10 protein-coding genes are annotated in these 12,325 nt (G+C 64.3%); 7 read left to right on the top strand and 3 right to left on the bottom strand.

Annotation, left to right across the window (positions count from 1 at the left end; all coding sequences use genetic code 11):
• Nucleotides 1-13: 13 nt before the first annotated feature.
• The gene (locus tag QMK31_RS07140; RefSeq protein WP_283500237.1) at nucleotides 14-967 is read left to right on the top strand and encodes a glycosyltransferase family 2 protein; all 954 of its coding nucleotides are present in this window, start codon (nucleotides 14-16) and stop codon (nucleotides 965-967) included.
• On the opposite strand, the gene QMK31_RS07135 is transcribed toward QMK31_RS07140, so the two are convergent.
• Nucleotides 964-2,253, bottom strand: coding sequence for an oligosaccharide flippase family protein (locus QMK31_RS07135; protein ID WP_283500236.1), 1,290 nt, complete (start codon nucleotides 2,251-2,253; stop codon nucleotides 964-966). The genes QMK31_RS07140 and QMK31_RS07135 overlap by 4 nt on opposite strands.
• Nucleotides 2,254-2,332: 79 nt before the next feature.
• Nucleotides 2,333-3,268, bottom strand: coding sequence for a hypothetical protein (locus QMK31_RS07130; RefSeq protein ID WP_283500235.1), 936 nt, complete (start codon nucleotides 3,266-3,268; stop codon nucleotides 2,333-2,335).
• A 231-nt stretch (nucleotides 3,269-3,499) separates the two neighbouring features.
• Here QMK31_RS07130 and QMK31_RS07125 point away from each other — a divergent pair, with 231 nt between their 5' ends.
• The 5 genes from QMK31_RS07125 (at nucleotide 3,500) to QMK31_RS07105 (ending at nucleotide 9,558) form a co-directional block, all read left to right on the top strand.
• Nucleotides 3,500-4,840 (top strand): O-antigen ligase family protein, encoded by a 1,341-nt coding sequence (locus QMK31_RS07125; protein ID WP_283500234.1) that lies wholly within the window; start codon nucleotides 3,500-3,502, stop codon nucleotides 4,838-4,840.
• Nucleotides 4,837-5,907: an acyltransferase family protein gene (locus tag QMK31_RS07120; RefSeq protein ID WP_283500233.1), complete on the top strand. Its 1,071-nt coding sequence runs from the start codon at nucleotides 4,837-4,839 to the stop codon at nucleotides 5,905-5,907. Before QMK31_RS07125 ends, QMK31_RS07120 begins: the two co-directional genes overlap by 4 nt.
• Nucleotides 5,904-6,944, top strand: coding sequence for an acyltransferase family protein (locus tag QMK31_RS07115; RefSeq protein ID WP_283500232.1), 1,041 nt, complete (start codon nucleotides 5,904-5,906; stop codon nucleotides 6,942-6,944). Before QMK31_RS07120 ends, QMK31_RS07115 begins: the two co-directional genes overlap by 4 nt.
• 299 nt (nucleotides 6,945-7,243) lie before the next feature.
• On the top strand, nucleotides 7,244-8,107 hold the full coding sequence (locus QMK31_RS07110; RefSeq protein ID WP_283500231.1) for a hypothetical protein: 864 nt from the start codon (nucleotides 7,244-7,246) through the stop codon (nucleotides 8,105-8,107).
• Nucleotides 8,108-8,349: 242 nt separating this feature from the next.
• The gene (locus tag QMK31_RS07105) at nucleotides 8,350-9,558 is read left to right on the top strand and encodes a right-handed parallel beta-helix repeat-containing protein (RefSeq protein ID WP_283500230.1); all 1,209 of its coding nucleotides are present in this window, start codon (nucleotides 8,350-8,352) and stop codon (nucleotides 9,556-9,558) included.
• Nucleotides 9,559-9,653: 95 nt separating this feature from the next.
• Here QMK31_RS07105 and QMK31_RS07100 read toward each other — a convergent pair whose 3' ends face one another.
• Nucleotides 9,654-10,169, bottom strand: coding sequence for an FAD synthase family protein (locus QMK31_RS07100; RefSeq protein WP_283500229.1), 516 nt, complete (start codon nucleotides 10,167-10,169; stop codon nucleotides 9,654-9,656).
• A 273-nt stretch (nucleotides 10,170-10,442) separates the two neighbouring features.
• Here QMK31_RS07100 and QMK31_RS07095 point away from each other — a divergent pair, with 273 nt between their 5' ends.
• Complete coding sequence (locus tag QMK31_RS07095) at nucleotides 10,443-12,266, top strand: hypothetical protein (protein ID WP_283500228.1); 1,824 nt, start codon at nucleotides 10,443-10,445, stop codon at nucleotides 12,264-12,266.
• Nucleotides 12,267-12,325: the final 59 nt, after the last annotated feature.

Genomic DNA, 12,325 nt, shown 5'->3' with positions numbered 1-12,325 from the left:
CAATACTGACCGCATGACCGACTCGATCTTCGCCTCCCTTGCCGTGGTGGTGGTGAATTTCGGGTCGTGCGCCCTGCTCGAAGAGAATCTGCAACCGCTCTCCCGATCAGCGCCGGACCTCTCGGTTGTCGTCGTCGACAACTTCACCGACGCGGCCGAACAGGCCAGGGTGAGCGCACTCGCCGAACGGGAGGGCTGGCAGCACGTGCTGTCGCCGACCAACCTCGGTTTTGGCGGCGGTATGAACGTTGGCGTCGCGCGGGCGCAGCAGAGCGGGCGCACGCAGTTTCTCCTGTTGAATCCGGATGCCGCCATCATCGCCGACCAGGTCGCCCGCCTGATCGCAGTGGTCAGAGAGCATCCGCTCACCCTGGTCTCGCCCCGCATCCTGCGGCCAGACGGCACGGTGTGGTTCGACGGCAGCGATCTGTACCTCGACGACGGCCGGGTACGCGCGACCCGCAGACGCGCTGACCACCCGGGCGTGCGCACAACGCCGTGGCTAAGTGGCGCCTGCCTGCTGATCAGCGACGAGCTCTGGCGCCGGATCGGTGGGTTCAGCGACGACTATTTTCTGTACTGGGAAGACGTCGAGCTCTCGCAGCGGGTGCTGCACGAGGGGGGAGCCGTGGCGGTCTGTGCCGCCGCGCAGGCGACGCACGCGCAGGGCGGCACCCAGGGCAGCGGTCAGCACAGCGCCGGCCTGGCCAAGTCCTACTCCTATTATTACTACAACGTGCGCAACCGTCTGGTCTTTGCGGCCCGCAACCTTGACGCCCCCGACCGTCGACGTTGGCGTCGCCGAAGCGTGTCGGCCGCCTGGGAGGTTATCGCCCGCGGGGGCCGCCGCCAGCTGTTGACCTCGGTGCAGCCGCTGATCGCTGCGGCGCGGGGCCTGCGCGACGGTCTCGCCTATCGGCCGGCGCCCCCTGCAACACCCGTGACGGCTCCGAACCGAATGATCTAGCGCTTGCGGCGCCGGGAGAACCGCTTGGCGTACTCCCGCAGGGTCACGAAGTCCAGCCGCCGCACGCCGTAGAACTGCAGCGGGTTGATGCCGAACTTTCGATACATGAACAAAAGGTTCAGGTTGCTGGAGATCAGGTTGCCGGCCAGCGTTGCCAGTGCCGCGCCCATCGCACCGAGCATCGGTGCGAGCACGATGAGCATGGCAATGTTCACGAGGCAGGCGATCAGCAGTGACATGCTGCGCAAACCGGGTCGCCCCCGCGCGCTCAGGCCCGAGCCACCGATCGACCCTGGGGTGCCGAGCACCACCGCGGCGAGCAGAACGCCGGCCACCGGCAGCGCCGGTCGAAAGTCCTCGCCGAACAGAAACGGCAGCCACCACAGCATGGTGACGCCCAGGAACAGGGCGGCCAGGCCGCACAGCAGGGTGCTGATGCGGGCGGACGACGCGAGGCGCGCGTCGACGGAATCGGCGGCATCCGTCACAAAGGTCACGTCCCGCACCGCCTGGTTGATGATCAGCGGAAGTTCGCTCACGCTCACCGCGACCACGTACAGTCCGAGCTGGTAGGTCCCGGCGAACGGCGTCATGAGCACCTGGTCAAGCCTCGACAGCAGAATCCCCGACAGCGAGCCGACCCAGATGCGCAGGCCATAGCTCAGCAGCCCCGCCGTGCGCGCCTCCCGCGGAACGTCGAAGGCTCGCGGGTCGAGGGTGCGCATGCGCCCGATGTACACGAACAGCCCGGTCACCGGCATGGCCGCGACGGCGATCGTCGCTACGAGGGGCGACAGGGTGCCGGTGAGCCAGAACGGAATCAGCACGGCGAGCCGCAACGATGACGTGATGATGCGTTCCAGCGCGACCAGCCGCCAGCTTTGGGTAGCGGATGCCACCCCACGGAACACGCCGACCAGCAGGTTTGGCACGATGGCCAGGCAGGCCACCAGGATGAGCTGCTGCACCGTGGGATCGCCGCCGCTGAGCCAGGCCGCCGACAACGCGACGGCGCCCATGGCGAGCAGTCCGGCGACAATCAGAATGAGCATGCCCCGGTTCGAGGCGTTGCGGGCGAGGGTGGGGTTGCGGGCGATCGCCCAGGTTACGGCTTCGGGAACACCGAAGGTCGCGACCGTGACCACGAGGGCGAGCGGTGCGGTGGCAGCGGCCACAGCACCACGACCGTCGACGCCGAGGGCCTGGGCCAGAATTGGACCGGAAAAGAGCGCGACGAGCGGGGGGAAAGCATTTCCGATCAGCGCGATCGTCATATTGCGCGACACGGAATTCGGCGCGACCGGGCGCCTGCTGGTTGCGGCGACGATCGGTAGGGCGGACCGTGGCACCGGTCCGCGCGGTCGCCTATGCGCCATTGTCGCTCACGACCTGGTCCAGCGACGCCCCCGGCAGCGCGCCCGAATCGTGGGGGTCGTCGCGCAGCATCCGCTGTCGTTCCAGCTCGCCCACGCACGCCGCGAACTGCGCGTCGTTGCCGCCCTCCGTCACATTCTGCCGATAGAGGGTGCCGCGCTGCGAACCCGGAATCGCCGGATATTCCGCCTGCCGCTCACCAACCTGGCGCGCGCGAATGCCGTGCCGCACGGCGACCGCATAGACCCACAGATCGTCGGCTCGCGGAGCGACCCGCAGAAAGGCGTCCCCCTCGGCGCGCAGGGCCTCGAGCAGCCCGAGCGGGTAGTAGATGCCGGAGACGCCGGTGCAGAGAGTTCGAAAACTGGCGGCGGTGCCGCGGGCGGCGACCCATCGCGCGTAGGGCGCCACGCGGTCGCCGTCGAAGGTGATCGTGTGGGCGCGCTGGCCGGTGACGTCGAGCGGATGCCGCGCGGCCGCCTCGAGCAGTTCGGCCAGCCACCGGCGCGGGTACAGCACGTCGTCGTCGGCGGCCACTAGGGGGAGCGTCGGCCCGGTCAGGGCGTAGGGATACTGCTTCTTGTGCGGCCCGAAGTCGGGGCAGGAGGCAATCTCCAGGCCCCGTCGTTGCAAGCGACGAAGTGTGGCCGGAGGGTGCGCTAGCGCGGCACCGTCGTCGAGCCACAGAATGAGCCGGCCGGGGCGGATTCGCCCACCGGCGATGGTCTCGAGGGCATAGAAGACCAGGTCGATCCGATGGCCGAAGGAGGTCAGGTTCACCACGACGGCGCCCGAACCCGCTACCGATCGGCGGCTGAGCCGGTTGCTCAGTCGCAGACCCGCGAGCCGCAGCCGAATCGTTGCACGCTGCGCGAGGGCGGCCGGGTCCCGGCGCAGGTCGGCGACGAGCCGATTGAATCTATACATGACCACAGGCCGCTTCCGGTCGCACGATGAATATCTCTCACGAAATCGCCACTATACAGGCCGCGCCACCCCTGGCCGCGCCCCCCTCTCGGGGGGGTGAAAATCCCTCAGTTAGCGCAGCGTTGCCCTTGTCGCTTCTGCTCGGGGCCGTCTATTGTTGTGCACGATGCGGCTGCGCAACAGGAATCGGTGCCCGAATCGTTTTCTGTGCGGCCCGGTTGGTGATGGCTATTGTCCTTTCAGGTGCGCTCCAACAACACCACCGCAGTGCTCGGCGCTGCGGTGTCGCCTCAGCGCCCTCGCGCCGGTCTTTTCGTGGCGCAGACGCCGCCCATCGTCAACAAATTCATCGCCGTGGTCGTTTTGGTCATCGTGGCCATGCGCCTGGATATCGACCAGGGTGTGACCGTGGGTGCACTGGCCTGTGTGGCGCTGTTTCCGGTATGGTTCCCGGTGCTGCGCCAATATTGGGGGGCCAGACTATTCGTGCTCGCCGGAGTGATCGCTATCGGCTCCGGGCTGTGGCTCACCGCGCTGTCGGCCCCCACGCACGACACGAGCCTCGGCCAGGCCTTCGGGGCGATCGCCGGTCTGGTCGGGCTGCTCGCCGGCGTCGGATTCGTGCTCTGGGCGCGCACGGTTCTGCCTGACTCCCAGATCGCCATCTGGTATGGCGCCGGGATCTTGTTCGGTGTTTCGCCGACCAGCGAGTTGTACGCGGCGAACCCGTGGCGGTTCGGCTATTCCGTGGCTCTGACCATCCTGTTGCTGGGAATCACCCTGCAACTTCGACGCCGCTGGCTGGAACTGGCCGTGGCGCTGCTGTTGACGGTCGTCGCTACCATGACGGATGCCCGCTCCACCTTCGCGTTCATGCTCCTGACCGTGCTGCTGGTCGCCTGGCAAATGCGCCCCACCCGGCCCACGCGGGGCAAATCCGCACTGCGCGCCCTGCTGGGACTCGGCGCCCTCGCCCTGGTCGTGTTCAATATCATCCAGGCGCTCATTCTCGACGGAGCCCTCGGCCAGGCGACCCAGCAGCGCACCCTCGCCCAACTCGAGGAGACCGGTTCCCTCATCCTCGGCGGCCGTCCCGAACTCACCGCGACGATCGCCCTGATGCAACATCAGCCGTGGGGGTTCGGCGTTGGCACCGCTCCCAATCCCGAGGACATTCTCGCGGCCAAGACCGGGATGGCCGCAATAAACTACGACCCCAACAATGGGTACGTTGAGAATTACATGTTCGGCGGGCACGTCGAACTGCACTCCATCATCGGCGATTTCTGGGCCGGTTTTGGCATTCCCGGGCTGCTGCTCGCCCTGATCATGCTCGCACTCATCGTGCGCAGCATCGGCGTGCACGTATCATCCAACACCGCGAGTGCCGTGCTGCTCTACCTCGGGGTCAAGGCGGTCTGGTTCCTGTTCTTCGGCCCGTTCTTCAGCTCTTCGGTGCTGCTCGTGCTGGTTCTCGGGCTGCTCATCAACCGCAGGGTGCCGACCGAAACGGATGCCGCGCTCCTGCGCCCCACGCTCCCCGGCGCTACACCGGTTCGGTTCCGACCGTGAGCGCCACCAGGCCGCCGATCGAACGAATCGGCTGGGTCGACACCGGGCGAGGAATCGCCATCCTGCTCGTCGCCATGTTCCACTCGGCGAATTGGCTGCTTGGTGCCGGTTTCGACATCCCATACTGGCGAGAAATCAACGAGGCCCTGTCGTCGATGCGCATGCCCCTGTTCTTCGTGCTCTCCGGGCTTTTCGCTCCTAAGTGGCTGCTCAAGCCGTGGCGCGACCTGTGGACGGTTAAGGTCCGGCTCTACCTCTGGGTCTTCCTGCTCTGGGAGGTCGTCGGTTCGATCGTTTTTCTGCTCGGCCAGACTATGAAGGGCGAAGGGTTCGGCCTTCGACAGACCATTCTGGGCCTCATGGTGTCTCCGGTGCTGCCGCGGTTTGAACTCTGGTTCATCTGGGCATTGTCAATCTTTTTCGTGGTCGCCAAACTCAGCCGGCGGGTGAATCCTCGTCTGCAACTCGTCATCTCCGGCGCAGTGTCGATCGTGGCACTGAGCGGACTCGAGACGGCCAACGTGGGCTGGTCGGGTTCGCTCAAGTACTACTTCTTCTTTTTGGCCGGCATCTACCTGCGCACCTGGATCATTCGCGTGGGCGAGGTGGACAACCGGCTGCTCATCGGTGCCGCCATGCTGATGTGGATGGCCGTCACCGCCGCCGTCACGCTGCTCGGCCTGCGCGACGTCTTCGGCCTGTATTTTCTCAACTGCCTGGTCGGTGTCATCGGCGGTATCGCGTTCAGCCGAACCCTGCGCGGCGCGCACTGGTTCGGTGCGGTCGGGCGTATCACCCTGCCGATTTACCTGGCGCACACACCCATCGTCATCCTGATTTCCTTCGTACTCTCCCTGCCGATTTTTTTTGCCACGGTCGCCGTCATCGCGCCCGTTCTACCACCAATTCTCGCGCTCATGGCCGTGCTGTTGGCCCTCGCGCTACACCGGTTCGCCTCGCGCAGCGCTCTGCGCTACGCCTACGAGCCGCCGCCGTTCGTCACCGATTTCGACCAGCGCCACTTCCGCTTTATTCGCCCCGTCCGACCGGGTGAGGAACCGACATGACGACGGCGCCGGCCCGTGAGGCCTGGATCGACGTCGCAAAGGGAATTGCGATCACGCTGGTCGTGCTCTATCACGCCATCATGTACCTTGACGAGGTCGGGCTGGCTGGCGCGCTCGCCCCGCTCAACCCGCTCTTCGACACGTTTCGCATGCCCCTGTTCTTCTTCATGTCGGGAATTCTGGCCGCGTCGGCCATCCGCTTGCCGTACTGGCAGTTGTTTCGCAAGCGGATGTCACTCCTCCTGTATCTCTACATCGCCTGGGTCACCCTGCAGACGCTGTTTCTGCTCGCTCTGCCACCGATCAGCCCATCGGGAACGCCCAACGCCACCTGGGCCAGCCTCGTTACACTGTTCGTGCGGCCCAGCTCGAACCTGTGGTTTATCTACGCGCTGCCGTTGTTTTTCACCCTGGCCTGGCTGATGCGGCGATGGCCGCCGCTCGTGCAGATTGCCCTCACGGCGGTTCTTGCGGTGCTGTTCGGCGCTTCGCTGCTGCACACTGGCTCGCCCTGGGACAAAATGGGCAAGTACCTCGTGTTCTTCATCGCTGCGATCTATCTGGGGCCGCTGGTGCGCCGCCTCGTTCCCTTCGTGCGATGGTGGCACGTTGTGCCGCTCTGCCTCGGGTATGCCGCGCTGGTCGTTGCGACCACAAAACTGAACCTCACCAAGGTCCCGTTTGTGCTGCTCGTGCTGAGCGCGCTCGCCGTCGCTGTGGGCATAACCGTCGCCGTGCTTCTCGCGCGACTCCCCGCCTTTGATTTCGTGCGCTCACTCGGCTCGCGTACCCTGCCGATCTACCTCGTGCATACCTTTCCCATGACGGCGCTGGCATCCGTTCTGGTCATCGCCGATGTGCAGGTTTCCGTCGTGATCGCAACACTTCTGCCGCCGCTGCTCTGCGCGGGAGCGATCGTGCTCGCTTTGGCGCTTCATCGGCGGTTTCACGCGGTTCCGGGTATTTTCACGGTACCGGTCAGATCCTGGGCAAGCGCTCCGCAACGAAACGTCATCTCAACCGGATCGCACCGTTAATTTGACGTAATTTCATTTTTGGGTAACACTCTAATAACTATCGGTGACTCCCTGCGGTTGCCTCAATCGCATACCCGAACGTGCACCACCCGAAATGACTTATGACTGACCATATCTCACGTTCTCATCGCCGACCCCTTACCCTGACACCCTCGCACTCTGCGGGCGCACGCCAGCATCACCCCGCCGACCACCGCTATGAATCCCCTCGTCCTGACCTCATCCGCCCCGATCTGCCCAATGCCGTCCGACTCGAACGCGCGAGGACGCGGCACTACTCTGCCCTACGAAAACCGACGTTGGCAGTAGCAGCAACCCTTGCCGTTCTCCTTCCGCTGGCCGGCTTGGCCGCTCCGGCCCAGGCCGTAACCGGGGGCATGGTCCGCACTGCGACCGCGAGCGCCGGCACGACCGGAGTCCCCACCGGTACAACCCTCAAGGTGCACAACGGCGATCTCAACATCACCAAGGCCGGTACTGTCATCAGCGGCCTGGACATTCGCGGATTGGTAAAGATCAACGCGATCAACGTGACGATTAAGAATTCGATCATTCGCGGACGAAGCGTCAGCGCTCCCGCTGCGCTGGTCAACAACCTCGGCGGGCGCTCCGGTCTGAAGATCATTGACTCGGAGTTGTACCCGTCGAAGCCGTCTCCCGACATCAATGGCATCTACGGCTACAACTTCACGCTGACCCGTGTTGATATCCACGGCGTCATTGACGGTGTTCACGTGACCGGCAGCAACGTCACGATTGCGAATTCCTGGCTGCACGGCAACCTGCATTACACGAGCGACCCGAACCAGGGTGGAAAGCCCAGCCATGATGACTCCATCCAGATTCAAAAAGGCAGCAACATCAAGGTCTACGGCAGTACGCTGAGCGGTTCCCACAACGCCGGGGTGCAGATCACCCAGGACACCGGTGATGTCTCGAGCTTCTCCTTCACGGGCAACTTCGCTGACGGCGGCGCGTGCACCATCAACGTTGCCCAGAAGTCCTATGGTCCGATATACGGCGCTGTCGTCACGGACAACAAGTTCGGACGCAATACCAAGGTGGCCAACTGCGCCATCATTTCGCCCAGTACGACGAAGATCAGCACGGCGCGCAACTACTACACGCCCGACAGCAAAACTGTCACGGTGCACGCCGGTTAGACCGCCCCCTGGCGGCCGCTCTACTCGCGCGATTCGCTTAGATGGAACCGCTGCACGGCTTTGCCCTCGGTGCTCCGAAGTCGGGCTGGCACTTCGCCCTTCAGCGCGCGCTTCAAGGTATTCATAACCTTCCGTTTGACCCGCTCCTGGCGATACGGAATGCTGTACCCACGACCGGTGGCTCCCTCCAGCCGCCCCGCCCAACACGTCCCGAAACGTGTGCAGGACACGAAATTACTTCTATGAAACTCAACCCGAATATGCTCACTGGCTTACCCGCCCCCCACAAAAATCGATCCTCGTTTCGTCGTGCGCGCACGACGGCTATTGCCGCTGTCGCGCTGGGACTGACCGGCGCATTCATTGGAATCGCCCCAGCACAGGCCGCCCAACAGGCAGAAGAGAACTCCACCATCGCGCCGTGGGGTGCCGAGCCTGCTGGCCCCCCCGCAGACGAAACCACCCCGGGAACGGGCCTGACCCCGGCCCAACTGCGCTGGCTTCTGGCGCGGCTGTTTCCGCCGGTGACTCCCGCACCAGAACCGATTGTGGCCCCCGCGCCGCAGCCGGCTCCAGTGCCGGCCCCCGCCCCTGTCCCGGCTCCGGCTCCGGCTCCCGCTCCGGCGCCAGCTCCGGTGCCCGCCCCCATTCCCGTTCCCACACCGCCCTCGACGGGAGGCACGCCCAACGCCGGTAACACGGGAGTGCCAGCCGGCACTGCGTTGACGGTACACAAGGGCGACCTGACGATAACGCAGGCTGGAACCGTCATCGACGGCCTGGACATTCGCGGCATGGTCAAGATCGAGGCAGCCAATGTCACCATCAAGAACTCGATCGTGCGCGGTCGTGAGCTCAGCGGTCCGATGGCCCTCATCGGCAATCTCGGCGGCTACGAAAATTTGCGCATCATCGACACCGAGCTGTTTCCCTCCAAACCGTCACCCGACGTTCAAGGAATCTACGGCTACAACTTTGAGGCAACCCGCCTGAATATTCACGGTGTGGTCGATGGCATCCATCTGACCGGCGGAAACGTCGCGATCATGGACTCGTGGGTGCACGACAACCTCCACTATGACCGGGACCCGAATCAGGGCGGAACGCCGAGCCACGACGATTCCATCCAGATCCAGGAAGGGGCGAACATTCGCATCGACGGCAATCGATTGACCGATGCGTGGAATGCATCCGTGCAGGTCACCCAGGACCGCGGTGATGTGTCCAATCTCACCATTACGAACAACATCGCCGACGGCGGGGGATGCTCGATCAACCTCGCCGAGAAAGCGAACGGCCCCCTGCGAGGTGTGGTCATCAGCGACAACACCTTTGGCCGCAACACTCGGGTCGACGATTGCGCGGTGATCGCCCAGTCGTCGACGAAGGTGCAGATGGCGCGTAACTACTACACGCCCGACGACACCCTCGTTGTGGTGCACCCCGGGTAACCGACCCAATCAGTACCAGTCCTGATTAGACGGGGCGGATTATCGTGCACTGCACGATAATCCGCCCCGTCTTTTGGTAAAAGGACGAGGGCTGACTACGAAGTGCCCTCGATCGCCTGGGACCGCCAGCGGGCGGCGGCATCCGGTCGCGTCAGCGCGTCAAGCGCGCGGCGCAGCATCGTGCTCGAGGTGTTGACGGTGTACGGAAAGTAGACAACGTCCACGCCGACAGCGGCAAACTCACGCTCAAGACGGGTGCCTCTCGGTGTGCCGCGCCAGTCATCGCCCTTGAAGAACACGTCGAACCGCAGCTGGCGCCAGGTCTCCATTTTGTCTTCAACGACCTCAGCGACGGCCTCATCGACGAAGGAGATATGCCGCACGATCTCGAGGCGTTCGAACAGCGGGACCACTGGCGTAACTCCCTTGGTCAGCTCGAGCATCTCATCGGAGACGACACCGGCGATGAGGTAATCGCACTGGCTCTTGGCGTGCTTGAGAATATTCAGGTGCCCCACATGAAAGAGGTCGAATCCGCCGGCGGCGTAGCCGATTCGGAGGGGGCTGGCCCCCTCCGAATCGGAAGGGAAAACAGACTGTTCAGCGGCCATAAGGTGCTCGAATTTCTCGCAGGCTGCCACGAGAGCGCGGCAGAATGCGGGTAGGAGAGGCGGGGGGAGGTAATGAGGAATCCTAACGTCTATCAGGCGTCGTGACTAGGAGCGCGGCGAAGCGCGTTCGACCACAGCCAATTGCATCGCGGCAACTTTGATGCTGCGGGTTGGGTTTTTGATAAAGTGAGTATAATTCCACAACTGCGGGGCCGTACGAGGTCACCGCGCCAGAGATGAGGCACTTCTATGTTGTGGCGTTTGGGTTCTCCTGTGACAGCCATTGTCGCCGCGGCAGTACTTGCCGGTGCGATATTCACCGGGACGGGAGCGGCCCAGGCCGACACTTCACCCCCCAGCGCTTCCGCTCCCAAGACCGTTGCAGCGGATGCCCTACCCACGGCCCAGATCAACGGCGTCGTCTGGTCGCAGGTGATCGTGGGAAACACGGTCTACGTCGGTGGGGAATTCACCAGGGCTCGGCCGGCGGGGGCATCCGCCGGTACCAGCGAGGTGTCGCGCAATAATCTCATGGCCTACAACCTGACGACCGGCGTGATGACCTCGTTCAACCCCAACCTGAACGGAGTTGTCCGGTCGGTGACGGCCTCCCCCGACGGATCGCGCATTTTCGTCGGGGGAGCCTTCACCACCGCCGGCGGGGTCGCACGTTCTCGACTCGCGGCATTCGACACGGCAACCGGTGCGCTCGTGTCCGACTGGAAGCCCACGGCCAATGGCACGGTGCGCGCCCTTGGCGTCTTCGGCAGCACGGTCTACGCTGGCGGCAGCTTCACGTCGACCAGTGGTCAAAGCCGTCAGAAGGCTGCGTCCTTCAACGCTTCCACCGGTGCCCTGGGAACCTGGAAGGGCACCATCCCCGACGGCGCCGTCAACGCCCTGACGATCTCACCGAACGGCGACCGCGTCGTCATCGGCGGTTCATTCACTTCCTACAACGGTGCCACCACCCCCGGCTACGGAATGGCTGCCACCAACTCAGGCACCGGCACCGCGGTGACCTGGAACATCGGCAAACTGATCAAAAACGCCGGCCCCAACGGGGCTATCCTCTCGCTCACCTCCGATGCCGACGGCGTGTACGGCACCGGCTACGACTATGGTTCCGGCGCTATGTTCGAGGGCACCTTCCGAGCCAGTTGGAACAGCGGAAACACCGTCTGGATCGAAGACTGCCACGGCGACACCTATTCGGCAGTTCCGGTTGGTGACGTCGTGTACACCACCGCCCACGCCCACTTCTGTGGCAATATCGGCGGATACCCGGAGACGAACCCGCGCAGCTACCACCGCACCTTGACCTTCAGCAAGGCCGCCACCTGCACCATTACTCGAAACGTAACCGGCGGCAGCTACTACAACTTTGAAGGCCGGCCCTGCCCCACCCTGTTGGCGTTCTACCCCGACATTAACACCGGCACCTACACCGGTCAGGGCCAGGGTCCGTGGAACGTCGCAGCCAACTCCCAGTACGTGCTCTACGGGGGTGAGTTCACGATCGTGAACAACAAGCGGCAGCAGGGACTCACTCGCTTCGCGGTGTCGTCCATCGCCCCCAATAAGGAAGGGCCCAAGGCCAGGGGCACCAGTTTTCAGCCAACCCTCAGCACACCGAGTGCGAACTCCGTCAAAGTGACCTGGAAGTCAAATTATGACCGCGACAACGAGCAACTCACCTATCAGGTGCTGCGCAACGGTGTCGTCGTGCGCACCCAAACTGGGCTGTCAACGGACTGGAACCGGCCCACCCTCACCTGGACCGACACCGGGCGATCCGGCGGCACTACGTACACCTATCAGGTGCGGGCTACCGATCCGTTTGGCAATACCGTGACGGGGTCGTCGGCGAGCATCAAAGCGACCGGCGCGGCCAACAAGGAGGCTGCAGACGAGACCATCACGCCCAAGGCCCCGGCGGACGCCCCCAACGCACCGCTGACGCCGGACATCGTGCCGGTGCCGGAGGTGGTGCAAGCCCCCGAGGTCGTGCCGTCCCCGGGCGTGAAAACGGATCCGGGCGTGAAGCCGATACCGGATGACGCGCCGCTGCCGATTCCCGAGGTGCCGGCCGCGTAGATCGGGCAGCGCTCGCGCCTCTGGCCGCGCCCCGATCCAATCTGAGGGAACCATCCGGC

It is taken from the genome of Cryobacterium sp. PH31-O1 (assembly GCF_030063455.1).
Lineage (GTDB): Bacteria > Actinomycetota > Actinomycetes > Actinomycetales > Microbacteriaceae > Cryobacterium.
The sequence above is the reverse complement of the archived record's forward strand: the minus strand, read 5'-3'. Positions and strand labels throughout refer to the sequence as shown.